Annotated in this window: 20 protein-coding genes; 14 read left to right on the forward strand and 6 right to left on the reverse strand. The window is 72.2% G+C overall.

Annotated elements, in window-relative coordinates; all coding sequences use genetic code 11:
- The first annotated feature begins 73 nt into the window (after positions 1–73).
- The 8 genes from BMZ92_RS24420 (at position 74) to BMZ92_RS24460 (ending at position 10,282) form a co-directional block, all read left to right on the forward strand.
- Positions 74–2,158 carry a molybdopterin oxidoreductase family protein gene (locus BMZ92_RS24420; protein ID WP_091511857.1) on the forward strand — a complete coding sequence of 695 codons (2,085 nt, stop codon included), beginning with the start codon at positions 74–76 and terminating at the stop codon, positions 2,156–2,158.
- The gene (locus BMZ92_RS24425; RefSeq protein WP_091511859.1) at positions 2,155–3,600 is read left to right on the forward strand and encodes an FAD-dependent oxidoreductase; all 1,446 of its coding nucleotides are present in this window, start codon (positions 2,155–2,157) and stop codon (positions 3,598–3,600) included. Before BMZ92_RS24420 ends, BMZ92_RS24425 begins: the two co-directional genes overlap by 4 nt.
- Before the next feature lie 14 nt (positions 3,601–3,614).
- Positions 3,615–4,970 (forward strand): nitrate/nitrite transporter, encoded by a 1,356-nt coding sequence (locus BMZ92_RS24430; protein WP_091511862.1) that lies wholly within the window; start codon positions 3,615–3,617, stop codon positions 4,968–4,970.
- A 20-nt stretch (positions 4,971–4,990) separates the two neighbouring features.
- A complete protein-coding gene (gene nirB / locus BMZ92_RS24435; RefSeq protein ID WP_091511864.1) occupies positions 4,991–7,429 on the forward strand; it encodes a nitrite reductase large subunit NirB in 2,439 nt (812 codons plus the stop codon).
- A complete protein-coding gene (nirD, locus tag BMZ92_RS24440; RefSeq protein ID WP_091511867.1) occupies positions 7,426–7,764 on the forward strand; it encodes a nitrite reductase small subunit NirD in 339 nt (112 codons plus the stop codon). Before nirB ends, nirD begins: the two co-directional genes overlap by 4 nt.
- The gene (locus BMZ92_RS24445; protein ID WP_091511869.1) at positions 7,761–8,864 is read left to right on the forward strand and encodes a uroporphyrinogen-III synthase; all 1,104 of its coding nucleotides are present in this window, start codon (positions 7,761–7,763) and stop codon (positions 8,862–8,864) included. The genes nirD and BMZ92_RS24445 overlap by 4 nt, the downstream gene beginning before the upstream one ends.
- Positions 8,861–9,529 carry a sirohydrochlorin chelatase gene (locus BMZ92_RS24450; protein WP_091511872.1) on the forward strand — a complete coding sequence of 223 codons (669 nt, stop codon included), beginning with the start codon at positions 8,861–8,863 and terminating at the stop codon, positions 9,527–9,529. The genes BMZ92_RS24445 and BMZ92_RS24450 overlap by 4 nt, the downstream gene beginning before the upstream one ends.
- Positions 9,530–10,039: 510 nt before the next feature.
- On the forward strand, positions 10,040–10,282 hold the full coding sequence (locus BMZ92_RS24460) for a hypothetical protein (protein ID WP_091511875.1): 243 nt from the start codon (positions 10,040–10,042) through the stop codon (positions 10,280–10,282).
- A gap of 102 nt (positions 10,283–10,384) precedes the next feature.
- Here the strand turns inward: BMZ92_RS24460 and BMZ92_RS24465 are convergent, their stop codons facing one another.
- Both BMZ92_RS24465 and BMZ92_RS24470 read right to left on the reverse strand, forming a co-directional pair.
- Complete coding sequence (locus tag BMZ92_RS24465) at positions 10,385–11,092, reverse strand: aspartate/glutamate racemase family protein (RefSeq protein WP_281245205.1); 708 nt, start codon at positions 11,090–11,092, stop codon at positions 10,385–10,387.
- The gene (locus BMZ92_RS24470; RefSeq protein WP_245783220.1) at positions 11,089–12,504 is read right to left on the reverse strand and encodes an NCS1 family nucleobase:cation symporter-1; all 1,416 of its coding nucleotides are present in this window, start codon (positions 12,502–12,504) and stop codon (positions 11,089–11,091) included. Before BMZ92_RS24470 ends, BMZ92_RS24465 begins: the two co-directional genes overlap by 4 nt.
- A gap of 120 nt (positions 12,505–12,624) precedes the next feature.
- Between BMZ92_RS24470 and BMZ92_RS24475 the strand changes: the two genes are divergently transcribed.
- Positions 12,625–13,275 (forward strand): GntR family transcriptional regulator, encoded by a 651-nt coding sequence (locus BMZ92_RS24475; protein WP_091511877.1) that lies wholly within the window; start codon positions 12,625–12,627, stop codon positions 13,273–13,275.
- A gap of 88 nt (positions 13,276–13,363) precedes the next feature.
- Positions 13,364–14,641 (forward strand): DUF6923 family protein, encoded by a 1,278-nt coding sequence (locus BMZ92_RS24480; protein ID WP_245783221.1) that lies wholly within the window; start codon positions 13,364–13,366, stop codon positions 14,639–14,641.
- Here the strand turns inward: BMZ92_RS24480 and BMZ92_RS24485 are convergent.
- Together BMZ92_RS24485 and BMZ92_RS24490 are read right to left on the reverse strand one after the other, a co-directional pair.
- Positions 14,638–15,753, reverse strand: coding sequence for a winged helix DNA-binding domain-containing protein (locus BMZ92_RS24485; RefSeq protein WP_091511883.1), 1,116 nt, complete (start codon positions 15,751–15,753; stop codon positions 14,638–14,640). The genes BMZ92_RS24480 and BMZ92_RS24485 overlap by 4 nt on opposite strands.
- Complete coding sequence (locus tag BMZ92_RS24490; RefSeq protein WP_091511885.1) at positions 15,750–16,124, reverse strand: DUF3224 domain-containing protein; 375 nt, start codon at positions 16,122–16,124, stop codon at positions 15,750–15,752. Before BMZ92_RS24490 ends, BMZ92_RS24485 begins: the two co-directional genes overlap by 4 nt.
- A gap of 61 nt (positions 16,125–16,185) precedes the next feature.
- Here BMZ92_RS24490 and BMZ92_RS24495 point away from each other — a divergent pair, with 61 nt between their 5' ends.
- Together BMZ92_RS24495 and BMZ92_RS24500 are read left to right on the forward strand one after the other, a co-directional pair.
- Entirely contained in the window at positions 16,186–17,151 is a 966-nt protein-coding gene (locus BMZ92_RS24495) for a helix-turn-helix transcriptional regulator (protein ID WP_091511888.1), read from the forward strand.
- The gene (locus BMZ92_RS24500; RefSeq protein WP_091511891.1) at positions 17,144–17,950 is read left to right on the forward strand and encodes a uroporphyrinogen-III synthase; all 807 of its coding nucleotides are present in this window, start codon (positions 17,144–17,146) and stop codon (positions 17,948–17,950) included. Before BMZ92_RS24495 ends, BMZ92_RS24500 begins: the two co-directional genes overlap by 8 nt.
- A 250-nt stretch (positions 17,951–18,200) precedes the next feature.
- Here the strand turns inward: BMZ92_RS24500 and BMZ92_RS24505 are convergent, their stop codons facing one another.
- Both BMZ92_RS24505 and BMZ92_RS24510 read right to left on the reverse strand, forming a co-directional pair.
- Positions 18,201–18,971 (reverse strand): siderophore-interacting protein, encoded by a 771-nt coding sequence (locus BMZ92_RS24505; RefSeq protein WP_245783222.1) that lies wholly within the window; start codon positions 18,969–18,971, stop codon positions 18,201–18,203.
- A gap of 48 nt (positions 18,972–19,019) precedes the next feature.
- Positions 19,020–19,307, reverse strand: coding sequence for an MGMT family protein (locus BMZ92_RS24510; protein WP_177228853.1), 288 nt, complete (start codon positions 19,305–19,307; stop codon positions 19,020–19,022).
- Positions 19,308–19,371: 64 nt separating this feature from the next.
- Between BMZ92_RS24510 and BMZ92_RS24515 the strand changes: the two genes are divergently transcribed.
- Together BMZ92_RS24515 and BMZ92_RS24520 are read left to right on the forward strand one after the other, a co-directional pair.
- Entirely contained in the window at positions 19,372–22,539 is a 3,168-nt protein-coding gene (locus BMZ92_RS24515; RefSeq protein WP_091511895.1) for an ATP-dependent helicase, read from the forward strand.
- Positions 22,536–25,787, forward strand: coding sequence for an ATP-dependent helicase (locus BMZ92_RS24520; protein ID WP_091511897.1), 3,252 nt, complete (start codon positions 22,536–22,538; stop codon positions 25,785–25,787). The genes BMZ92_RS24515 and BMZ92_RS24520 overlap by 4 nt, the downstream gene beginning before the upstream one ends.
- Positions 25,788–25,873: the final 86 nt, after the last annotated feature.

A 25,873-nucleotide genomic window follows, 5' to 3' on the forward strand; every position in this document is an offset into this window, starting at 1 on the left:
CGAGCAATGTCAAACGCCTGAAACATTCGGACGTTTTCAGGTAACAAGCCCTCTTACCGTCAATTGGCGTCGGATGGAGGAGGTGCACGTGACGCTGACGGCGGAACAGCGGGTCGGGACGGCCACCCACTGCCCGTACTGCGCCCTGCAGTGCGGTATGACCGTGACCGGCACCACAGTCGCACCGCGTGAGTTCCCGACCAACGGCGGCGGCCTGTGCCAGAAGGGCTGGACGTCCGGTGCGCTGCTCACGTCTCCCGCGCGCCTGACCACCCCGCTCGTCCGCGTCGACGGCGAACTCGTGCCCGCCGCGTGGGACGACGCACTCGACCTGATCGCCCGCCGCCTGACCGAAATCCAGGCGCGGCACGGGAAGGACGCGGCCGCGGTGTTCGGCGGCGGTGGGCTGACCAACGAGAAGTCCTACCTGCTCGGGAAGTTCGCCCGGATCGCGCTGGGCACCTCGCAGGTCGACTACAACGGCCGGTTCTGCATGTCCTCCGCGGCGGCCGCCGGCAACAAGGCCTTCGGGCTGGACCGCGGCCTGCCGTTCCCGCTCACCGACCTCGCCGAGGCCGACGCGGTGCTGCTCGTCGGGTCGAACCCGGCCGAGACGATGCCGCCGTTCATGCAGCACCTGCGGCACGCCAAGGAGATCGGCGGGCTGGTCGTGGTGGACCCGCGGCGCACGCCGACCGCGGAGCAGGGCAACCTGCACCTGGCGCCCGCGCCGGGCACGGATCTCGCGCTGGCACTGGGCATCCTGCACGCCGCCGTCGCCGACGGGCACGTGGACTGGTCCTATGTGGACGAACGCACGCGCGGTTTCGACGCCGTGTGGCGGATCGTCGCGCGCTGGTGGCCCGAGCGCGTCGAGCGGGTGACCGGGGTGTCGGCCGCCGACCAGCGCCGCGTCGCGGAGCGGCTGGCCAACGCGCGCAACGCCTACATCTTAACCGCGCGCGGCACGGAACAGCACGCGAGCGGTTCGGACACGGTCAGCGCCTGGATCAACCTCGCGCTGGCGCTGGGTCTGCCCGGCCGCCGCGGCTCCGGGTACGGCTGCCTCACCGGGCAGGGCAACGGGCAGGGCGGTCGCGAGCACGGCCAGAAGGCCGACCAGCTGCCCGGTTACCGCAAGATCGACGATCCGGCCGCGCGCGAGCACGTCGCGGGGGTGTGGGGTGTCCCCGCGGAGTCGCTGCCGGGGCCGGGTCGCTCGGCGTACGAGCTGCTCGACGCGCTGGGCACGGAGGACGGGCCGAAGGCGCTGCTGGTGTTCGGCAGCAACGTGGTCGTCTCCGCGCCGCGCTCGGCGCACATCGCCGACCGACTGTCCGCTTTGGACTTCCTCGTCGTGTCGGACCTGGTGCTGTCGGAGACCGCCGCGCTCGCGGACGTCGTGCTGCCGGTGACGCAGTGGGCGGAGGAGAGCGGCACGATGACCAACCTCGAAGGCCGGGTCCTGCTGCGCCGCCGCGCGCTCGAACCCCCCGCGGGCGTGCGCACGGACCTCGAAGTGCTGCAAGGGCTCGCGACGCGGCTGGGGCAGCCCGCGGAGCGCTTCCCGGTCGACGCGGAAAGCGTTTTCACCGAACTCCGCGAGGCATCGAGGGGCGGCCTCGCCGACTACTCCGGCATCACGTACGACCGCTTGCGGGCGGGGGAAGCGTTGTACTGGCCCGTTCCCGCGGAGGAGCACGAGGGCACCCCGCGCGTGTTCCTCGACCGGTTCGCGCACGCGGACGGGCGGGCGCGGTTCGTGCCCGTCGAGCACCGCGGGCCCGCCGAACCGACGGACGAGGAGTTCCCGTTGCAGCTCACCACCGGACGTGTCCTGCAGCACTACCAGTCCGGCGCGCAGACGCGGCTGGTGAGCGAACTCAACGACGTCGTCCCCGAGGCCTACGTGGAAGTGCATCCCGACACCGCCGCCCGGTGCGGGCTGAGCGAAGGCGAGTGGGCGCGGTTGGCGTCGCGGCGCGGGGAGATGACCGCACGGGTGCGGTGCGTGTCCTCGATGCGGCCGGACGTCGTGTTCCTGCCGTTCCACTTCGCCGGGGCACAGCGGGCGAACCTGCTCACCAACCCCGCGCTCGACCCGACCAGCCGCATGCCCGAGTTCAAGGTCTGTGCCGTGAAGCTGGAGGTGGCATGAGCCCGCGCAAGGTCGTCGTCCTCGGGTACGGCATGGCGGGGGCGCGGCTGGCCGACGAGATCCGCCGCCGCGACCCGGAAGGCGAAGCCGTCCACCTCACCGTGATCGGCGAGGAGCCGCACCACGCCTACAACCGGGTGCTGCTGTCGGCCGTCGTCGCCGGGACGATGCACTCGGACCTCGTGCGGCTGCACGAACCCGGCTGGGCCGCGGACCACGGGATCGACCTGCGCACCTCCGTGCGGGCCACCGGCATCGATCGAGAGCAGCGGCGGGTCGCGCTCGACGACGGGTCCACTGTGGACTACGACGCGCTCGTGCTCGCCACCGGCAGCAAGCCGTGGCTGCCGCCGGTGGAAGGGCTGACCCGCGACGACGGCACCCTAGCGCCGGGTGTGGTGACGTTCCGGACGATGGAGGACTGCGAGCGCATCCTCGACGTCGCGAAGGCCGGAGCCCCCGTGGCTGTCCTCGGCGGCGGGCTGCTCGGCCTCGAAGCGGCACGCGGCCTTGCGGGGCGCGGAAACCTCGTCACCGTCGTGCACCCCGCCGGCCACGTCATGGAGCGGCAGCTCGACGCGGGTGCAGGACAGGTGCTGGCGCGACTGCTCGGCACCCACGGCATCGACTTCCGCCTCAACGCCTCCGCCGCTCGGTACCTGCCGGGCAGCGGCCTCAAACTCGACGACGGCAGCAAGGTCGCCGCCGATCTCGTCGTGGTCTCCGCCGGGGTGCGGGCGGAGACCGGACTGGCCCGGGACGCCGGGCTGACCGTCGATCGCGGGGTGGTCGTCGACGACTCCCTGCGCACCAGTGACGGGCGCGTGTACGCCATCGGCGACTGCGCCCAGCACCCGGGCACGGTGTCCGGGCTGGTGGAACCCGCGTGGCAGCAGGCGGCGGTGCTCGCCGACCTGCTCACCGGCACCAGCGTCGCCGCGCGCTACCGCGGCACGCAGGTGGTCACCAAGCTCAAGGCCCGCGGCATCGACCTGACCGCGCTCGGCGACGCGCACACCGACGTGCACGACACCGACGCGGAAGTGCTGTCCCTGACCGACCCGACCGGCGGGCGTTACACGAAACTCGTGATCCGCGAAGACCGCGTCACCGGAGCGATCCTCCTCGGCGCACCCGACGCCGCCGCCACCATCACCCAGCTCTACGACCGCGGCGTGCCCGTGCCCGCCGATCGCCTCGCCGTCCTGCTCGGCCGGGCGCTGCCCTCGGGCGCGCCCGCTGCGGCGGGGCCGGCGGACCTGCCCGCCGCCGCCGTGGTGTGCCGGTGCAACTCCGTGACCAAGGGCCGGCTCGTCGAGGCGTTCCGCGCGGGCGCGACCGACGTGACCGAGCTGGCCTCCGCGACCAGGGCGACCACCGGCTGCGGCAGCTGCCGCGACGCCGTGTGCGGCATCGCCGACTGGCTGGCGACCACTTCCTGACAGGAGCCGAAGAAATGACGACTGCGACCCGCGGCCGCCGGTGGATCGAACACTGGACGCCGGAAGACGACACGTTCTGGGCCACCACCGGGAAGAAGGTGGCAAGGCGCAACCTGTGGTTCTCCATCTTCTCCGAGCACATCGGGTTCTCCATCTGGAGCCTGTGGTCGGTGATGGTGCTGTTCATGGGCCCGAAGTACGGGTTCTCGGCGGGTGACAAGTTCCTGCTGACCTCGACCCCGACGCTCGTCGGCGCGATCGCGCGGCTGCCCTACACCTTCGCCGTGGCGAAGTTCGGCGGTCGTAATTGGACGGTCGTGAGCGCGTTGCTGCTGCTGATCCCGAGCATCGCCGCGGCGATCGTGATCGAGCCGGGCACGCCGCTGTGGGTGTTCCTGCTCGTCGCCGCGCTCGGCGGCGTCGGCGGCGGGAACTTCGCGTCCTCGATGGCGAACATCAACGCGTTCTTCCCCGAGAAGGCCAAGGGCATGGCGCTGGGCCTCAACGCGGGCGGCGGGAACCTGGGCGTCGCCGTGATCCAGCTGATCGGCCTGCTGGTGATCGCCACCGCCGGCAACAACGCCCCGCGGCTCGTGTTGTTCGTCTACCTGCCGCTGATCGTGATCGCCGCGCTGTGCGCGTACCTGTTCATGGACAACATCGCGTCGATGCGCAACGACGGCAAGGGCATGCGCGAGGTGGTCAAGGAGTCCCACACCTGGGTCATGTCCTTCCTCTACATCGGCACGTTCGGCTCGTTCATCGGCTACAGCTTCGCCTTCGGGCTGGTGCTGCAGAACCAGTTCGGCCGCACCCCGCTGCAGGCCGCCGCGGTGACGTTCCTGGGCCCGCTGCTCGGCTCGCTGTCGCGGCCGGTCGGCGGCTGGCTGTCCGACCGCATCGGCGGTGGCCGGATCACGTTCTGGAACTTCGTCGGCATGGCGGCGCTGACGGTGCTGCTGATCATCGCGTCGAACGCGAAGTCGCTGGCGTTGTTCACCGCGGCCTTCATCGTGTTGTTCGTGCTGACCGGGATCGGGAACGGCTCGACCTACAAGATGATTCCCGCGATCTTCCGCGCCAAGGCGAAGGCCGCGATCGCCGCGGGTGCCGACGAGACGGCCGAGCTGCTCAACGCCCGCAAGCTGTCGGGTGCCCTGATCGGGCTCGCCGGGGCGATCGGCGCGCTGGGCGGGTTGTTCATCAACCTGGCGTTCCGGCAGTCGTTCATGAACACCGGCAGCGGGGTGCCCGCCTTCGTCGGGTTCCTCGTGTTCTACGGGATCTGCTTCGTCGTGACCTGGGCGGTGTACCTGCGCCGGTCCGAGGTCGGCGACAACCAGCTGGCACTGGCCGGATCCCGGGTCTGAAGCTGCAAGGAGGAACGGATATGACGCGCACACTGGTCGTCGCCGGCCACGGCATGGTGGGCCACCGGCTCGTCGAGGAGCTGCGGGCGGCGGACACCGAGGGGCAGTGGCGGATCGTCGTGCTCGGCGAAGAGCCGCGCCCGGCGTACGACCGGGTCGCGCTGACGTCCTATGTGGACGGCTGGGACGCGCAGGCGCTGGACCTCGGCCCGCACACCGGGGTCGAACTGCGCCTGGGCGACCCGGTGGCGAGCATCGACCGGGAGGCCCGCACGGTCACCACCGCGGGCGGGCACACCGAGCACTACGATGCGCTCGTGCTCGCCACCGGGTCCCGGCCGTTCGTCCCGCCGGTGCCGGGGCGCGACCTGCCCGGCTGCTTCGTCTACCGGACGATCGAGGACCTCGACGCGATCCGCGCGGCCGTGGACAGTGCCAAGGCCCGCAAGCGCGGCCGCGCGGCCGCGATGGTGGTCGGCGGCGGGCTGCTGGGCCTGGAGGCGGCGAAGGCGTTGCGGGACATGGGTCTCTCGCCGCACGTGGTGGAGATGGCGCCGCGGCTGATGCCGCTCCAGGTCGACGAGGGTGGCGGCAGCCTGCTGCGCAAGCTGGTCACCGAACTCGACCTGACCGTCCACACGGGAACGTCCGCGGCGAAGATCGAGCAGGACGGGGACCGGCTGACCGCGAGCCTGACCAACGGCACCGAGCTGGACCTCGACCTGATCGTGTTCTCCGCCGGTGTCCGCCCGCGTGACGACCTGGCTCGTGAAGCCGGGCTCGCGGTGGGTGAGCGCGGCGGCGTGCTGGTCGATTCCTCCTGCCGCACCAGCGATCCGTCGATCTGGGCGATCGGCGAGTGCGCGGCGGTCGGCGGCCGCTGCTACGGGCTCGTCGCGCCCGGCTACACGATGGCGGAGATCGTGGCGGGGCAGCTGCTGGGCAAGGACGGCGAGTTCCCCGGCGCCGACATGTCGACCAAGCTGAAGCTGATGGGCGTGGACGTGGCGAGCTTCGGCGACGCCCACGCCGCCACCGAGGGCGCGCTGGAGGTCGTGCTCGCCGACGCGGTTTCGGGCTACTACAAGAAACTCGTCGTGTCACCCGAGGGAACGCTGCTCGGCGGCGTGCTGGTCGGCGACGCGAGTTCGTACAACCTGCTGCGCCCGCTCGTCGGCAGCCCGCTGCCCGCCGACCCGGCCGCGATGCTCGCGCCGGAGGGCGCTTCGGGTGCGGTCGGCGTGGACGCGCTGCCGGACGAGGCCGGGATCTGCTCCTGCAACAACGTGACGAAGGGCATGATCACCGAGGCCATCCGCACGCAGGGCTGTGACAGCGTCGCCGCCATCAAGGGCTGCACGCGGGCGGGCACGACGTGCGGCTCGTGCGTGCCGATGCTGTCGAAGCTGCTCGACGCGTGCGGTGTGGTGCAGTCGAAGGCGGTGTGCGAGCACTTCGCGTACTCGCGGCGTGAGCTGTTCGAGATCATCAAGGCCACCCGGATCACCACGTTCGGCGAGCTCATCGCCAAGCACGGCACCGGCGCTGGCTGCGCGATCTGCAAGCCGGCGGTCGCCTCGATCCTCGCGACGATCGGGACCACCGAACGCGACGGCACCTACTCGGTGGTGCCCCGCGTGCCCGGCGGCGAGATCACCCCGGCGAAGCTCAAGGTGATCGCCGAGGTCGCGGACGAGTTCGGGCTGTACACCAAGATCACCGGCGCACAGCGCATCGACCTGTTCGGCGCGACCGTGGACCAGCTGCCGCACATCTGGAAGCGGCTCGTGGACGCGGGCATGGAGTCCGGGCACGCGTACGGCAAGGCGCTGCGGACCGTCAAGTCGTGCGTGGGCTCCACGTGGTGCCGCTACGGCGTGCAGGACAGCGTGGGCATGGCCGTCGAGCTGGAGCTGCGGTACCGCGGGCTGCGCTCGCCGCACAAGCTCAAGGCGGGGGTCTCGGGCTGCGCACGTGAGTGCGCGGAGGCGCGCGGCAAGGACTTCGGCGTGATCGCGACGGAGAAGGGCTGGAACCTCTACGTCGGCGGCAACGGCGGCACCTTCCCCCGGCACGCCGAGCTGCTGGTGTCCGATGTGGACTCCGAGTCGCTGATCCGCTACATCGACCGGTTCCTCATGTTCTACGTCCGCACCGCGGACCGCCTCCAGCGGACGGCGCCCTGGATCGAGGAGATGGAGGGCGGGCTCGACCACCTGCGTGAGGTCATCGTGGACGACAAGCTCGGCATCTGCGAGGAGCTCGACGCGGCGATGGCCAAGCACGTGGAGAACTACGCCGACGAGTGGCGCGGCGTGCTGGAGGACCCGGACAAGCTGGCGCGGTTCACGTCGTTCGTGAACGCGCCCGGCGCGCCGGACCCGACGATCTCGTTCAGCACCGAGCGCGAGCAGAAGGTGCCCGTCCTGCTGGGAGTTCCGGAGGTGGTGTCCCGATGACCACGATGCAGACCCGCACGGTGGCCGTGTGCGACCTGGCGAGGCTGATCCCCGGCCGCGGGGTCGCCGCGCTGCTGCCCGACGGCAGGCAGGTGGCGATCTTCCTGACGGCGGAGGGCGAGCTGTACGGGCTGTCCAACATCGACCCGTTCGCGCGGGCCGCGGTGCTCTCGCGCGGGCTGGTCGGGGAGAGCGGGGGAGTGCCGTTCGTGGCCTCGCCGTTGCTGAAGCAGCGGTTCGACCTGCGCACCGGGGTGTGCCTCGACGACGACTCGGTCGTCATCCGCACCTACGAGGTGCAGGTCGTGGACGGTGTGGTGCACGTTTGCCCATGACTCAGATCCCGCCGCTCGCCGGGTTCGCGGTGGGCATCACCGCCGCCCGCCGCGCCGACGAGCTGGGCGCGCTGCTCGTGCGCAAGGGCGCGACGGTGCGGTACGGCCCGGCGATCCGGATCGTGCCGCTCGCCGACGACACCGAGCTGCACGCCGCGACGGCCGGGCTGCTGGAGGAGCAGGTGGACGTCGTCGTCGCGACCACCGGCATCGGCTTCCGCGGCTGGATCGAGGCGGCGGAGGGCTGGGGCCTTGGCGAGGAGCTGCTGAACCGGCTGAGCAAGGCGACACTGCTGGCGCGCGGCCCGAAGGCGCGTGGCGCGATCCGCGCGGCGGGGCTGTCGGAGCAGTACTCCCCGGCATCGGAGAGCAACGCCGAGCTGTTGCAGCACCTCCTGGACACCGGGGTGGCGGGCAAGCGGGTCGCGGTGCAGCTGCACGGCGAGCCGTTGCCGTACTTCGTCGACTCGCTGCGTTCGGCGGGCGCCGAGGTGATCGAGGTGCCGGTGTACCGGTGGGTGGGGCCCGCCGATCCCGGCCCGCTCGACCGGCTGCTGGACGCGGTGCTCGACGGCGCGATCGACGCGATGCCGTTCACCAGCGCACCCGCCGCGGCGAGCATGCTGGCGGTGGCCAAGCGGACGGGACGGCACGCGGCGCTGGTCAACGCGTTGACGCACCGCGTGCTGGTGGCGTGCGTCGGCCCGATCACGGCGGCACCGCTGGCGGCGCTGGGAATTCCGACCGTCCAGCCGGACCGCGCCCGGATCGGGGCGCTGGCGCGGACGGTCGCGCAGGCGCTGACTGAGCGGTCGCCGCGGCTGTGCGCGGCGGGGCGGCAGATCGAGCTGCGCGGACAGGCGGCCATTGTGGACGGTCAGCTGTGTGAGATCCCGCCGGCGCCGATGGCGGTGCTGCGGGCGCTGGCGCGGGAACCGGGACGGGTGGTGTCGCGGCGGGAGCTGACGGCGGCGTTGCCCGGCGGCGGCGAGGAACACGCGGTGGAGACGGCGATCGGGCGGTTGCGGACCGCGTTGGGAGAGGGACGGCTCGTGCAGACCGTGGTGAAGCGGGGTTACCGGCTGGCGGTGGAACGATGATCGTGCTCGCCGCCCACGGCACCAGGGACCCGGCGGGGCCGCGCGTGATCACGCGGCTGGCGGCGCGGGTGTCTTCGGCGACGGGTGTGCCGGTTCGCGTGGCTTATGCCGACGTTCGGGAGCCCGACGTGACGACGGTTTTGCGTTCGGTGCGAGGTCCGGCCGTGGTGGTGCCCGCGTTCCTGGCTTCGGGGTACCACGTGCGCGTGGACATCCCGGCGCAGATCGAGGCCAGCGGGCACCCGGACGTCGTGCTGACCCCTGCGTTCGGGCCCGCGCCGGAGCTGGTTCTCGCGGTGCGTGACCGGCTCGTGTCGGCGGGGTACCGGCGCGGGGACGCGGTGGTGCTGGCGGCGGCGGGGTCGAGCGATCCCCGGGCCCTGGCGGAGGTGCGGGCGGCGGCTCGGGCGCTTTCGTCCCTTTTGGACACCCGCGTACGGATCGGGTACGCGGCGACGGCGAGCCCGTCGGTGGCGGAGGCGGTCGCGTCGTGCTCCGGGCGGGTGGCGGTCGCTTCGTGGCTGCTGGCGCCCGGGTTGTTCCAGCGGCGGCTCTCGGCGGCGGGGGCGGATGTGGTGGCCGAGCCGCTGGGCGTGCACGCGGGCGTGGTGGACCTGGTCGTGCGGCGGTACCGGCAGGCGGTGGCCCGGTCGGTGGCGGCGTGAGTTTCACAGCTGACTCGTAGGTTCCGCACACGGGTTTCCCAGGCGCCGGGATGAGAGTGGATCTCGTCAGCAACCGGACTTCCGCGAAGAGGGGCCCCGATGACGCACGACTCCGCGCAGCCGGACACCCGCGGCGGGCAGCCGCTTCCCGGACGGGGTGGGGTGGCGGCGTTCCCGGGGCAGCCCGGCTCGGCGCTTCCTGGACGGGGCGGTGGGGCGGCGCCTCCCGGACAGGGTGGGGCGGCCGCGACGGCGCTCTCGGGACAGGGCCGTGCGGCGGCGCTTCCCGGACAGCCCGCCATGGCGTCTCCCGGACAGGGCGGTGGGGCGTTCTCGGGACAGCCCGGCTCGGCGCCTCCCGGACGGGGTGGGGTGGCGGCGTTGCCGGGACAGGGCCGTGAGGCGGCGCTTCCCGGACAGCCCGGCTCGGCGCCTCCCGGACAGGGTGGGGCGGCCGCGACGACCGCAGCCCCCACGGCGGCGCCCGCCCCACCCGCCTACTCCTGGCCCGTGCCACCGAAACCCCCGAACCGGCTCTCGGCGGGCCTCGCGGCGATCCTCGCGGCGGCGGCGCTCGTCGTCGGCGGCAGCGTGGGTTTCGTGATCGGGCACACGACCGGTTCCGACTCCGGCACCGTGCCGGACACGAGCCAGTTCGGCCCCGGTGGGAGCGGCTACGGCCCCGGCGGGATGGGCGGTTTCCCGGGGCAGCAGGACGGTACCGACCAGGGCCAGTCCGGCGATTCGACCTGATCCGCCACGGCGCCTGCCCGCGGATCCGGCTTCGGTGAGCCCTGAGCCCACCGTTCGCGAGGCTGACCGCTCGAGCCGCTCGGGGGCTCGGGCGGTCAGTCGTCACCGTCCCCAGCGCCGCGACTTCGGCAGCGGCTTCGGATAGCCCACGCGGCTCGTCCGCAGGCCCAGCGCCACCAGCGATTCCGCGAGCCGCACGGCCGCGGCGACGCCGTCGATCACCGGGATTCCCAGCTCCGCGCTGATCCGCCGGTCCAGCCCGGTCATCCCGGCGCAGCCCAGCACCACCACCTCCGCACCCCGGTCCCGCACCCGCCGCGCCGCCGTCACCAGCGCCGACGCCGTGCGCACCTCGTCGGCGAGTTCCAGCACCCCGAGCCCCGAGCCCACGACGCCGACGCAGTGCGCGGCCACCCCGGCGCCGTGTAGGCTGTCCTCGATCAACCCGCACGTTCTGTCCAAAGTGGTCACCACGCCGTACCGCCGTCCAAGCAGGCACGCGAGGTGTGCCGCGGCTTCGGTGATGTCCACGACCGGCACGTCCAGCAACTCCCGCGCACCCTCGCGGCCGTGTTCCCCGAACCCGGCGAGTACGACCGCGTCGAACGTCTCCTCCGTGGTGCGCAACAGGTCCAGCACCGCGGCGGCGGAGAGGAAGCTGTCCAGCCACCCCTCCGCGGACTCCGGCCCCCACGCCGGCGTCAACGCGACGATCTCCGTGCCGGGGCTCGCCGCCGCGCGCGCCCCGGCCTCGATCTCCTTCGTCATCGCCTCGGTGGTGTTGCAGTTGGTCACCAGGATCCTCGTCACTTCCGCGACACCGCCCAGTACGCCAGCGCCGACACCGCGGTACCGATGAACCACGAGTACGGCGCCGCCGGTTCGAAGACGGGCACCAGCGCGATCACCGCGGTCAGCGCCGCCGTCGGCACGAACACCCCGAGCGCCCGCGGGTTGACCCCGCGCCGGTAGTGGTACGGCGATCCCGCGGCCGGGTCGAACAGCGCCGCCACGTCCACCTTGCCGCGTTTGACCAGGTAGTAGTCGATGATCATGATCCCGAACAGCGGCCCGAGGAAAGCGCCGAGCCCGCCGAGGAAGTAGTTCACGACCGCGGGGGAGGAGTACAGCTTCCACGGCAGCACGCACAGCGCGAACACCGCGCTGATCATCCCGCCGGTCCGGAAGTTGATCCGCTTCGGCCAGATGTTGGCGAGGTCGTAGGCGGGAGAGACGAAGTTCGCGACGATGTTGACGCCCATCGTCGCCACGGCGAACGTCAGCGCGCCGACGATCAGCACCGGCGTGTTGTGCACCTTCGCCAGCAGCTCCGCGGGATCGGTGATGGCCTCGCCGAACACCTTCAGGCTGCCCGCCGTGACGATCACCGACAGCAGCGCGAACGCGGTCGAGTTGATCGGCAGGCCCCAGAAGTTGCCGCGCCGTACCGTCCTCTGGTCGGGCGTGAACCGAGAGAAGTCGCAGAAGTTGAGCATCAGCGTCCCGTAGGTCGCAAGGATCAGCCCGGCCGCGCCGAACCACTGCCGCACCTGCTCACCGGTGGAAAGCGCTTTCGGGCTTTCCGTGAACGAGATGCTCCAGTTCCCCGCCGCCAGAATCCACACCGCGAGCGCGATCATCACGACCCAGATCGCCGGCCCGCACCAGTCCTGGAACTTCCGCACCGACTCCATGCCGCGCGTCAGGATCAGCGCCTGCACCGCCCACAGCGCGACGAAGCAGATCCAGCCGAGCGCGTGCAGACCGAGGAAGCCGTGCTCGGTAAGCGGTTTCAGCCCCGGGTCGATGGCCAGCACGAGCACCGTGATCGCGACCGAGGCGAGGTAGGTCTGGATGCCGTACCAGAAGATCGCGATGACGGCCCTGATCAGCGCGGGCAGGTTCGCCCCGGCGGTGCCGAAGCTGATCCGCGCGACGACGGGGAACGGCACGCCGGTGCGCTGCCCGACGCGGCCCATCAGGTTCATCCCGACGTAGATGATCACGAACCCGAACAGCAGGGCCGTGAACACCTGCCACGCCGACAGGCCGAGCACGAACAGCCCGGCCGCGAACGTGTAGTTGCCGAGGTTGTGCACGTCGGACATCCACAGCGCGAAGATGTCGTAGACCTTCCACTTCCGCTCCTTGGCGGGGGCGAGGTCCTCGTTGTAGAGGCGGGAGTCGGGCGGGGCTTCGGACGTGAGGTCGACGGCGGTCACGAGCGCCTCCAGCGGTTTGGGATACCAAACTTTGGTATACCAAAGGTCGTACACTGGCGGCCGGGCGTCAAGGGAGAGGCGGGTTGCGTTCATGTTTCCGATCCGGACGGGTGGTCCGGCGTGACCGAAGCCGGCGTGAAGCCACTGGCCGCGGTACGGCAGCGGGTGGTCGACGAGCTGCGTGACCGGATCATCACCGGGCGGCTGAAGCCCGGCGACCGGCTCGTGGAGCGCGACCTCGCCGAGGACCTCGGCGTGTCCCGCCTGCCGGTGCGCGAGGCGATCCGCGCGCTGGAGTCGGAGGGGTTCCTGGAAACCCCGTCACCACGCCGCGTCGTCGTGCGTCAACTGTCCAGAGTGGACGTCGAGGAGCTGTTCGACGTGCGGGAGGCGCTGGAGGTGCTGGCCGCCGGCCTGGCCGCCGAACGCGCGGGCGAAGCGGGGCGGGCCCGGCTGGAGGCGATACTGGACGAGGCCGCGGCGGCGACCCGGAGCGGGCAGGGCAGCCGGATCACCGAGGCGAACAACCGCTTCCACGACGAGATCCTCGCCGTCGCCGACCACCGGTTGCTGTCCACGCTCATGCAGCCGCTCGAAGGCCGCCTCGCGTGGCTGACCGGCCAGAACGAGCACTGGGAGGACCTGCTGGCCGAGCACCGCAGGCTGTACGAAGCCATCGCGTCGGGCGACGCGGAGCGAGCCAGAGCGTGCGCGCTGGAGCACGTGCGGGTCAACCGCGAGGTGACCCTTTCGCTGCTCTTCCCCGTCTGACCTACCGCAACAGGGGGAGGTCGCGACATGTCCGCCCGTGACCGCCCCTCCTCCCGGTGACGAGTTCCGTCCACCGGAAGGAAGATCAGTGGTCGTTCAACAGTTGAAGCGCGCCGGGATGCTGACCCTGGCCGCGTCCGCGGTGGCGGGCGGGCTGGTGTTCACCGGCGCGGGTACGGCGTCGGCCGCGCCGTTCGTCTGCACGGGCCAGGTTTTCCTGGCACAGGGGGTGAACAACAACACCCAGGGGCAGCTCTATTCGGGCACCTTCGGCGAGGGCAACATCACCTTCAGCCCGGTCGGTGCTCCGGCGCCGGGCAATTACAACGCGATCGGTTACAACCCAGTCGACAACTACCTCTGGGGTATTCGCTTCGACAACGGCGGGCTGTGGCGCATCGATTCGGACGGCACGGCGACCGGTTTCGGCCCGCCGACCGGCCTGCCCGCTCCCGGTTCCACAGTAGGCGGCGTGACGGTCGCCGGGTACAACATCGGCGCGTTCGATGATGCGGGGCTCTTGTACGTCGCGACTTCCGAAGCCCCCTACATCTGGGTCATCAACCCGGTGACGAACAGCGTCGTCCGGCGCATCGACCTCAGCGCCAACCCGAAGGTATCCGACTTCGTGTTCGCAGACGGGTACCTGTGGGGGACCTCGCAAGCCAATGGCTCCATCGTGCGGATCAACCCGAACACCGGCGCCGTCGAGAACTTCAACGCCGGTCTGCCCGTCGGGACCTACGGTGGCGCGTTCGCCTACGGCAACGGCGACCTCGGCATGTACAACAACAACGGCACGCTGTACCGGATCGAGGTGACCAACCCGGCCTCCGCGAGTCCGACGTTCCGCGTGATCTCCACGCAGACCGGGCCCGCGTCGGGCGGGAACGACGCCACCTCCTGCGTCGCGCAGCCGACCGATCTCGGGATCATCAAGGATGGTCCTGAGCAGGTGAACAACGGCGAGACCGTCACCTACACGCTGACCGTGCTGAACAACGGTCCGGGCACGTCGACCGGTTACACCGTGACGGACTCGATCCCGGCGGGCCTGACGAACGTGACCACCAGCTCGCCCGGCTGCTCGGTGGCGAACATGGTGCTGACCTGCACCGGCGGCACGCTGGGTGTCGGCGACAGCACGACGATCACCGTCTCCGGCACCGCCGACGGCACTGTCGAGACCCTGTACAACACGGCGAACGTGCGCGGTAACGAGGAGGACCCGAACCCGGCCAACGACAACTCGAACACCGTGGTGACCCAGGTGGTGCCGATGTTCGCGGCGCCGATGGCGGCGGGGGCGTTCGCCCTCGCCGGTGGCGGTTTCGCGTTGCGCCGCCGCCGGCGTAGCGTCCGCTAGCTCCAGGTCAGGCGCAGGTCCGCGAACCCGCGGACCTGCGCCACCCTGGCGGCTTCCTCCTCGACGGCCTTCCGCGTGGCGGCGGGCAGCGGGGCGAACGGCGTGATCGTGAAGTCCAGCCGCTTGCGGCCGCTGCCCTTGGTGCGCCACGTCCCCGCGATCTCGCCGTCCGCGAGGAGCGCGCCCGGGTTGCCGAGGATCTTCCACACTTCCTTCTGCCGCGCCTTGTCCGGCACGAGCGTCGCCCGGTCACGGGACTGGAGGAACGGGTCCCACGGCGGCAGGAGCCGCACCACCGCGGGTTCGGGCGGGTCGGCCAGCAGGTCGGCGTCGGCCGCCGCGATGAACGTCTTCCGCCCCTCGAACCGGACCTCCACCAGGTCCCCGGGCCACATCCGCTTCTTCACCAGCGTCGCCGTGGTCCCGACGAACCCGGCAGCGTCAGCCGCGGTCGCCGGGCCGTGCAGGCGCAGGTAGTTCGCGACGACGCCGGCCGCCGCGGCGGCATCCGGTTCCGTGCGCGGGCGGTACTCGAAGGGCGCGAGCACCGCCGGGAACACGCCCGCCTCCAGCCCCACCCCGCCGTGGATCGCGGCCAGGCGCATGACCTGCTCCAGGATGTGCGTGGTCCCGCAGCCGCGGCACGGGTACGACAGCCCGGGTGCCACGAGCTTGGTGACCTCGGTGCTCACCGCGCCCTTGCTCATCGGCCGGTCCACCACCCGCCGCATCGCACGGGCGGCCTCGAACAGCCCGTCCGTCGCGGACCTGCCCGCCGCCTCGACCTGCCGCCGCTGCCAGCCCATGCGGGCCATCGCGTCGGCCTCCTCCAGCGGTACGAGCGAAGCCGCGACCGTCGGCAGTTCGTCGGCCCGGTGGAAGTGCGGCGCACCGCGGTGTGTCCAGGCGAGGGCGAACCGGTCATCGTCCACAAGGGACTCTTCGGTGAGCTCGCCGTCGAGCCGCGCGGCCAGTGCGATCGCGGCCGTGTCCCGCTGCGTGCTCTGCACGCCGAGGTCGAACACGGCCAGGCGGTCGGCTTCGGCCTCCGTGCGGTGCAGGCCCTGCGCGGCGATCCGGTAGGCGAGCACCTGCTCCCGGTCGACGATCACAGCTGGTAGGCGAAGGTGTAGGACATCGTCTCGCTCGCTCCCTCGATCGTCCCGACGCCGCTCAGGCCCGTCAGTTCGCCGGTGCCGGAACCCGGCACGACCGTGAACGTCCCGCGGACACCGTGTGCCGAATAACCTACCTCGTGCCGGATGACGAAACTGCCCTTCCGGCCGTCGACGCTGCCGGTGATCCGCTCGAAGCCCGGCGCGGGGCCCTCGCCCGGGTAGTACAGCAGGTAGTCGCACACCGAGCTGCCCTCGATGAGCCCCTGGTAGTCGAACGTGCAGTGCGCGTGGGCGAAGCGCGGGCCGTCCTCGGGGCCGTCGACGATCTTCTCGTCCCAGGTCTTCATGGTGAACGTGTTGGTCATGAGCACAGCTTCGCGCTCATACCTGACATCTTCTGTCAGTCTTTCCGCGAGAATGGGAACCATGCGGGCGAGCAGGTTGCTGTCGGTGCTGCTGCTGTTGCAGAACCGCGGCCGGATGACGGCCGAGGAACTGGCGGCGGAGCTGGAGGTCTCGGTGCGCACGGTGTACCGGGACGTCGAGGCGTTGTCGGCCGCCGGGGTGCCGGTGTACGCGGACCGGGGGCGGACGGGCGGGTACCAGCTGGTCGACGGGTACCGCACGCGGCTGACGGGCCTGACGGAGGAAGAGGCGCAATCGCTTTCGCTGGCCGGACTGCCCGGCGCCGCCGCGGAACTCGGCCTGGGCACGGTGCTCGCCGCGGCGCAGCTGAAGCTGTACGCCGCGCTGCCGCGGGAGCTGCGGGAGCGGGCCGGGCAGGTCGCGGAGCGGTTCCTGCTCGACGTGCCCGGGTGGTTCCGCGGCATCGAAAGCCTGCCGCAGCTCGCCGAGATCGCGCGGGCGGTGTGGGAGGGGCGGCGGATCAGCACGCGGTACCGGCGCTGGGACCGCACCGAGGTGGACCGCGTGCTGGAACCGCTCGGGCTCGTGCTGAAGGCGGGCAACTGGTACCTCGCGGCGCGGTCCGGGGACAGCGTCCGCACGTACCGGGTCTCGCGCATCGCCGATCCGGTGGTGGGGGAGCGGTTCGAGCGACCGTCCGATTTCGACCTCGCGGCGTACTGGCGCGAGTGGGGTGAGCAGTTCGAAAAGCGGCTGTACCCGAGGAAGGCAGTGGTGCGGCTGTCGCGACTGGGGCAGGACCTCGTACCTTTCTACCTGGGAGCCGTCGGTGCGCGCGCGTTGCGCGAGTGCCGGGACGAACCGGACGAGGACGGGTGGTTGCGAGTGGAGTTGCCGGTGGAACCGGGTGCTCCGGCGCTCGGCGAGTTGTTGCGCTTCGGGCCGGAGTTGCAGGTGCTCGAACCCGCCGACCTCAGAGCCGAGGTCGTCGCCGCGATCGAGCGGATGGCGGTGAACTATGGGTGACCTCAGCGGCGTGACGATCGGGGTGACCGCCGAACGGCGCGCCGAGGAGTTCATCAGTGCGCTCGAACGCAACGGCGCCACGGTCCGGCACGCGCCGATGATCCACATCGTGCCCCTGCCCGACGACGACCGCCTCCGCGCCGCGACGGACGAGGTGCTGTCCGGGGAGCTCGACGTCCTGGCGGTCACGACGGGCGCCGGGTTCCGCGGCTGGCTGGAGGCGGCCGACGGCTGGGGTGTGTCGGAGCGGCTGCTGGAGCGGCTGGGGCGGGCGCGGATCTTCACGCGCGGGCCGAAGGGCAAGGGCGCGGTGCGGGGGCGCGGGCTGACCGAGGAGTGGTCGGCGCCCGAGGAGAGCAACCGGCAGCTGTTCGCGCACCTGCTCGGGGAGGATCTCGCGGGCAAGCGGGTGGCGGTGCAGCTGCACGGTTCGCCGCTGCCCGAGCACACGGCGGCACTGCGGGAGGCCGGTGCCCGGCTGATCGAGGTGCAGCCATACCGGTGGGAGTGGCCGGCGGATCTGGCGCCGGCGCACCGGTTGCTCGACGGGGTGCTGGAGCGGCAGGTGCAGGCGCTGGCGTTCACGAGCGCCCCGGCGACGGCGAACCTGCTGGCGCTGGCCCGGCAGCGGGGTGCGTACGACGCGCTGCTGGCCGCGCTCCGGGGAGACGTCGTGTGCGCGTGCGTCGGCCCGGTGACGGCGGCGCCGCTGACGGAGGCCGGGGTCCCGACGCTCCAGCCCGAGCGGCAACGGCTCGGCGCGCTGGTGAAGCTGCTGGTGGCGGAGCTGGGCTCCTGACGGCTGGGGTGCGCGGGCCGCGCGGTGGCGGGGCCGCGGGGCGGATTGCGGCGGCTTTGGAGGGGCCACGCTGGGCGGCTGGCAGCTGTCGTGGCGGGAGGCGGTCGCGGTGGCGCGTGGCTTCTCGCCACACGTCCCGGAGCCCCGGCGGCCGATGGTCCGCGCGGGTCACTGCCCCGACCGCCCGCGGCGACATCCCGGCGAAACCCGTGCCCCCCGAGATCAGCCCCGGCGCAACACCTGCCCCGGATCAGACCAGCTGGTCGTGGGTGGCGCCGCGGCACCAGTAGCCCGTGAAGGTGATGTTGCTCTTCGCGATCCCGCGGTCGTTCACGAGGTGCCGCCGCGCGAACTTGACCATGCCCGCCTCGCCCGAGATCCAGCCGTAAGGGGTCCCTTCGGGGAGCCGCGCCATGCGGACCGCGTTCAGCACCGCCTGGCCGTGCGCCTGCGCGCCCCGGTGCAGCCAGTGCACCTCGACGTTCCCGAGCGTGGTGAACCGCTGCTGCTCGGCGGGGCTCGGCACCTCGATGTACGCGTGCGCCACCGCTCCCGGCGAAAGCCGCTCCAGGATCGCGCCGATCGCGGGCAGTGCGGTCTCGTCACCGATGAGGAGCTGGTAGTCCGTGCCCGCGGGGACCGTGTGCAGCCCGCCCGTGCCGAGCAGCGCGATCGTCTGCCCCGGCCGCGCGCTCAGCGCCCAGCGGCTCGCCGGGCCGGTGTCGCCGTGCAGCACGAAGTCGATGTCCAGCTCCGTACCCCGGTGCGCGCGCACGGTGTACGTGCGGATCGGCGGCCTGATCTCCTCCGGCATGCCCAGGTAGTTCTGGTACCACGAGTCGCACAGCATGTCCGGCAGCTCCGGGCGCTCCTGGCCCGCCAGCGGGAAGAACAGCTTCACGTAGGCGTCCGGGCACGTCGCGGTCAGCCCGCGCAGGCCCTCGCCGGTGAAGCTGATCCGCGCCATGTGCGGGCTGAGCCGGCGCACCCGCGCCACCTGGATCTCGCAGAAGACCGCCACGAAGGGAAGGCTAACCTAAACACTCATGCGGGAAAAGGGTAGCCCCGCTCACACGCGCCAGCGGTACGCCCGGAGGTCGACCTTCTGCCCGTCCGCGAGCACGCCCTCCGCCCGCAGCAGCTCCAGCTGCCGGTGCGCGAGGTGCGGCGCCGGGGTGCCGTCGGCACGCAGGATCCGGTGCCACGGCAGGTCGTGCCCGTCCTCCCGCAGCACCCGGCCGACCAGACGAGGGGTGGACGCGCCCGCGATCGCCGCGATGTCGCCGTACGTCGCGACCCGCCCCGGCGGGACCGACGCGATCACGTCACGCACCCGCTCGTGCAGCTGCTCGTCCACGGAATCGAACCTACCCGCGTGCCGCTGCACGGGGGCACCCACCGGACATGATTCCCTTGCACCCATGAACGTGCGCGGTTCGGCAGCACGGCGGGCGCGGCTGGTCCGCAGGCCCGTCGAAGCGCCGCACCCGCACACCTGGGAACCGGACGCCGAAGCGCTCATCCGGAACCCCCGCGGGTTCGTGCGGGTGCTGGGCGGCCCGGGCACCGGCAAGACGTCCCTGCTCGCCAGCACCGTCGCGAGCCGCATCGACGCCGGGACCGATCCGGAAAGCCTGCTGGTGCTGACCACGTCACGCCGCGCCGCCGACGCGCTGCGCGCCGACATCACGCGCCGCGTCACGACCGGTGCCGACGGCCGCACGATCCGTGAACCCATCGTCCGCACCGTGCACTCCTACGCGTTCGCGTTGCTGCGCCTGCAGGCAGGCGCGCAGGACGTCCCGCCGCCGCGGCTGCTGTCCAGTCCGGAACAGGACGTCGTCGTGCGTGAGCTGCTCGCCGGCGACCTGGAGCAGGGCGCGCCGGACTGGCCGGAGCAACTGCGTCCCGCGCTGGCCGTGCCCGGGTTCGCCGAGGAGCTGCGCGACCTGATCCTGCGCGCCGCCGAACGCGGGCTCGGCCCGGACGACCTCGTGAAGCTCGGCCGCCGCACCGACCGGCCGCAGTGGGTGGCGGCGGGCGTGTTCTGGCGCCAGTACGAGGAGGTCACCATCCTGTCGAGCGCCGGCGGCGCGCCCGCGCTCGACGCGGCGGAGCTGGTGGCGAACGCCCTCGTCGAGATGGAGGGCGATCCCGATCTCCTCACGCGCGAGCAGGCGCGGATCCGGCACGTGTTCGTCGACGACGCGCAGCACCTGGACCACCTGCAGTTCCGGCTGCTGCGGCTGCTCGGCTCGGCGGCGGAGGACTTCGTCGTGGCCGGTGACCCGGACCAGGCCGTGTTCTCCTTCCGTGGTGCGGATCCGGCGCTGCTCGCGGACGCGGACGACGGGGAACGCACGATCGTCCTCGGTCACGCGCACCGGATGAGCTTCGAGGTGCACAACGCCGTGACGCGGCTGGCCCGCACGCTCCCCGGCGCGAACGCGCACCGCATCACGAATCCCAGGCCCCGCAGCCGGGGCGCGGTGAAGGTGCGGCTGCTGCCGACACCGTCGGCGGAGGCGAGCTGGATCGCCGACCAGCTGCGCCGCGCGCACCTGACCGACGGCGTGCCGTGGTCGGAGATGGCGGTGCTGGTGCGCTCGCCCGGCCGGTCTTTTCCCGTGCTGCAACGGGCTTTGCGGGCGGCGGGCGTGCCGATCGCGTCTGCGGCGGAGGAGCTGCCGCTCGCCAAGCAGCCCGCGGTGCGACCGCTGCTGGCGATCCTGCGCGTCGCGGCCGATCCGGAGACGCTGGACGTCGACACCGCCGAAATGCTGCTGTCGTCGTCGCTCGGCGGCGCCGACCCGCTCGCGCTGCGCCGCATGCGCCGCGGGCTGAGGCGGCTGGAACTGGCCGCGGGCGGACAGCGCTCCAGTGACGAACTGCTGCTGGAAGTGTTGCGGGACAACGACAAGCTCACGGGCCTCGCCGCCGCCGAGGCCGCGCCGATCCAGCGCGTCGGCGGTCTGCTGCACGTGACCGCGACGGCGATCCGGCGGGGTGCGCCCGTCGAGCAGGTGCTGTGGGAGCTGTGGCGGGAGAGCGGGCTGCAGCAGCGGCTGGTGCGGCAGTCCGCGCGGGGTGGCACGCTGGGCTCGCAGGCCGATCGCGACCTCGACGCGATCGTGGCGTTGTTCCACGCCGCCGGCCGCTACACCGACCGGCTGCCCAAGGCCGGGGTGGCGGCCTTCGCGGACTACCTGTCGTCGCAGAACATCGCCGGGGACAGCCTCGCGCCCGTCGCGGCCCGCGGCGAAGGCGTCTCGATGCTCACCGCACACGGCGCCGCCGGTCGCGAGTGGACGGTCGTGGCCGTCGCCGGGGTGCAGGAGGGCAGCTGGCCGGACCTGCGCCTGCGGGGATCGCTGCTGGGTGTGGAACGGCTCGTCGACCTGCTGTCCGGTGTGGACGGTGATGGGGTTTCGGCGACAGCGCCGATCCTCGCCGAGGAGCGCCGGTTGTTCTACGTCGCTGCGAGCCGTGCGCGCCACACCCTGCTCGTCAGTGCCGTGGCGGGTGAGGACGAGCAGCCGTCGCGGTTCCTGGACGACATCGAGCCCAACAACGCGGACGAGTCTGGGACCGACTCGCGCATGAAGCCGCCGGGTCGCTCGCTCGTGCTGGCGGAGCTGGTGGGTGAGCTGCGCAACGCGGTGTGTGACGCCAAAACCGAACCCGAGCGCCGAGCCCGCGCCGCCCGTCAGCTCGCCCGGCTCGCGGAGGCCGGGGTGCCAGGCGCCCATCCCGGTTCGTGGTACGGCGTCGCCGACGTCTCGTCCGAGGATCCGTTGTACGGCACGGGTGACGTCGTCCGCATCTCGCCGTCTACTGTGGACACCCTGGTCAAGTGCCCGCTGCGATGGCTGATCGAGCGGCACGGCGGGAGCGACCCGGCGCAGCTCGCGGCGATCACCGGCACGCTCGTGCACGGGCTCGCGCAGGCGGCCGCGAGCGGGCTGGACGACCAGGGCCTGCGGCAGGCGCTCGACGAGGCCTGGGCGAAGGTGGACGCCGGTGCCCCGTGGTTCTCCCGCCGCGAGCGCAACCGCGTGGAGCAGATGGTGCGCAACTTCCTGTCCTGGCTGGAAACCAGCCGTCAGGAGCTGGTGCAGCTCGGCGTGGAGCAGGACATCGAGGTCGAGGTGCCGATGGGCGAGGACGGCATGCTCGTCCGGCTGCGCGGGCGGATCGACCGCCTGGAGTCCGACAAGGACGGCCGTCCCGTCATCGTCGACCTCAAGACCGGCAAGACACCGGTCAGCGCGAACGACGCCGAACTGCACCCGCAGCTGGCCGCGTACCAGCTTTCCGTGCTGCTGGGCGCTTTCGGCGAGGGCAAGCAGCCGGGCGGCGCGCGGCTGGTCTACCTCGCCAAGTCCCACAACAAGACCGGCGCGACGCAGCGCGAGCAGCCTCCGCTGGACGAGGACAGCGGCAAGCGCTGGCTCGAACTCGTCCGCGAGGTTGCCACTTCGGCCACCGGCCCGGAGTACCAGGCGAACGAGAACATCGACTGCGACCGTTGCCCGGCCAAGGGATCGTGCCCCCTGCGGCCGGAGGGGCGGCAGGTGACCGGCGGATGACGCACGTCAGCCCGGCCGAGCTGGCGGCCGCGCTCGGCCTGCACCCGCCCACGCCCGAGCAGGCCGCCGTGATCGCCGCCCCGATCGAGCCCGCGCTCGTCGTCGCCGGCGCCGGCGCGGGCAAGACCGAGACGATGGCCGCGCGGGTCGTGTGGCTGGTGGCCAACGGCGTCGTGACGCCGGAACGCGTGCTGGGCCTCACCTTCACCCGCAAAGCGGCGCGTCAGCTGGCCGAACGCGTGCGGGCACGGCTGCGGAGGCTCGCCGGTTCGGGGCTGCTGGACCGCGTCGATCCCGGCGGCGGTCTGCGTGCGGCGGTGGTCGCGGGCGAGCCGACGGTGCTGACTTACCACGCGTACGCCGGGCGGTTGCTGTCCGAGCACGGTCTGCGGTTGCCGGTGCAGCCCGGGGTGCGGCTGCTGTCGGAGACGTCGTCGTGGCAGCTCGCGCACCGTGTTGTGTCCACTTGGGACGGTGACTTGGACACCGATCGCGTGCCCGCGTCCGTGACCGCGCAGCTGCTCGCGCTCGCGGGGGAGCTCGGCGAGCACCTGGTCACCGAGCAGCAGCTCGCCGACTACAGCACCTGGCTGTGTGAGCTGATCGAGACAGCGCCGCGGGCGAAGGGGCAGCGGGCCGCGTTGCCCAAGGCGCTGGCGGAAATCGCGGCCGCGCAACGGTTCCGGCTGTCCCTGATCCCGCTCATCGAGAGCTACCACCGCCGCAAGCGCGCGGAGGGCGCGCTGGACTTCGCCGACCAGATGTCGCTGGCCGCGCAGCTCGCGAGCGATCACCCGGAGGTCGCGCGCGGGGAGCGCGACCGTTACGGCGCCGTGCTGCTCGACGAGTACCAGGACACCGGGCACGCTCAGAGAGTGCTCCTGAGGGCGCTGTTCGGCGGTGTCGAGCTGTATCGAAACCAGCCCCCTGGCGGGGGCCCACCCCCTCCTCCGCCTCTGCCGGTGACCGCGGTGGGCGACCCGGCGCAGGCGATCTACGGCTGGCGCGGCGCGAGCGCGGCGAACCTGCCCCGGTTCACCACGGACTTCCCCCGCCGCGACGGCGATCGCCTCGCGCCCGCGCGGGAGTACGGGCTGCTCACCAGCTTCCGCAACCCACCCGAGGTGCTCACGCTCGCCAACGGGATGGCCGAACCGCTGCGGGCGCGCGGGCTCGGCGTGGAACGGCTGCGGGCCAGGGATGGTGCGGGCCCGGCGGACATCGAGTACGCGCTGCTGACCGACATCCGCGTCGAACGCGAGTGGGTCGCCGACGCGGTGGCCCAGCGCTGGTACGCCCACCTCGACGCGAACGGCAGCCCGCCCACGGCGGCGGTGTTGGTGCGACGGCGTGCCGACATGGCGCCGATCGCCGCGGAACTGCGGGCCCGCGGGCTGCCGGTCGAGGTCGTGGGCCTGGGCGGGTTGCTCGACGAGCCCGAGGTCGCCGACCTCGTGGCCACCCTGCGGGTGCTGGCCGATCCGCTCGCCGGCACCGCCGCCGCGCGGCTGCTGACCGGTGCCCGGTGGCGCCTGTCCGCGTCGGACCTCGCGGCGTTGTGGCGGCGCGCCAACGAGATCGCCGCCCCGCCGCCGACAGCCGAATCCACAGTGGACGAGTTGTTCGTCGAACGCGCGGAGCAGACCGGGCTCGTGGACGCGCTGGACGACCCCGGTGACCCGGCCAGCTACTCGCCGGAGGGTTACGAGCGCATCCGGAAGATCGCGGCCGAGCTGTCCGGGTTGCGGCGCCGGCTGGACCAGTCACTGCCCGAGCTGGTGGCGGACGTGGAGCGCACGATGCTGCTCGACGTCGAATCGCTGGCGCGGCCGGGCGGCGCGGGGCGCGCGCACCTGGACGCCTTCGCCGACGTGGTGGCGGATTTCGCCGAGACCTCACCGGACGCCACACTGATGTCCTTTGTGGACTACCTGATGACCGCCGCGCACGCCGAGGACGGGCTGACGCCCGGCGAGGTCGAGGTGCTGCCCGACCGCGTGCAGGTGCTGACCGCGCACTCGGCGAAGGGGCTGGAGTGGCAGGTGGTCGCCGTGCCGCACCTGTCGAAGGACGTGTTCCCCAACAAGCGCCGCTCCTCCTCGTGGCTGCGCACGGTCACGTCCTTGCCCGCGCAGCTGCGGGGTGACGCGCAGGACCTGCCGAAACTGGCGGTGTCCTCGGGCATGGACCGCAAGGAGATCAGCGAAGCGTTCGAGATCCACGAGCAGAGCTTCGTCGAGCGGGAGGCCGACGAGGAACGGCGGCTGTGCTACGTCGCGCTGACCCGCTCCGAGCACGCGCTGCTGGTGTCCGGGCACTGGTGGAACGAGACCAGCTCGCGGCCGAAGGGCCCGTCGGACTTCCTGACCGAGATCGCGGAGATGGGCGTCGGCAGGCGTGCGGTGTGGGCCGACGAACCGGCGGAGGACGAGGAGAACCCGCTGGTCACGCAGTCACGCACGGCGCGGTGGCCGGTGGATCCGCTGGGCGGGCGGCGGAACGAGGTGGCCGAGGGCGCCGAACTGGTGCTCGCCGCGATGGCGGCCGGGGAGACCGTCGAGGAGGAGGACGACCCGGACGGCTGGATCGCCGACACCGACGTGCTGCTCGCGGAACGGGCCGCGGCGGCGAGCGCGGGCGAGGAGGTCGCGCTGCCGGGGCAGCTGTCGGTGAGCCAGCTCGTGGAGCTGGCGGGCGATCCGGGCGGGCTGGCGCGGCGGCTGCGGCGGCCGTTGCCCGTGCCGCCCAACACCTTTGCCCGCCGGGGCACCGCTTTCCACGGCTGGCTCGAACGGCGGTTCGCGGGAGAGCGCTTGCTGGAGCTGGAGGACCTGCCCGGCGCGGCGGACGAGGGTGCCGCCCCCGACGAAGCGCTCGACGAGCTGCGGGCAGCGTTCGAGGCGAGCGGCTGGGCGGTGCGGACGCCGCACGAGGTCGAGGTGCCGTTCTCCACGGAGATCGACGGTGTGCTGGTGCGGGGCCGGATGGACGCGGTGTTCGCCGATCCCGACGGCGGCTGGACGGTCGTCGACTGGAAGACCGGCGCGGTGCCCGAACCGGCGCGGCTGAAGGCGCTTTCAGTGCAGCTGGCGGCGTACCGGCTCGCGTGGGCTTCCCTGTCGGGCACGCCCCTGGACAAGGTGCGTGCGGCGTTCCACTACGTGCGCGACGATGTCACCCTGCGCCCGGTGGACCTGCTGGACGCCGAGGGGCTGCGGGACCTGTTGCGCAGCGTGCCGGAGGAGTGAGCCGTGTCGATGCCACGACCGGCGCGAAGTCCGGCCGGAAGCACACGGTGCCGCTGGGCGACCTGAGCGACGACCCCGCGCCGGTC

The sequence above is a fragment of the Amycolatopsis sacchari genome (assembly GCF_900114035.1).
GTDB classification, from domain to species: Bacteria; Actinomycetota; Actinomycetes; order Mycobacteriales; family Pseudonocardiaceae; genus Amycolatopsis_E; species Amycolatopsis_E sacchari.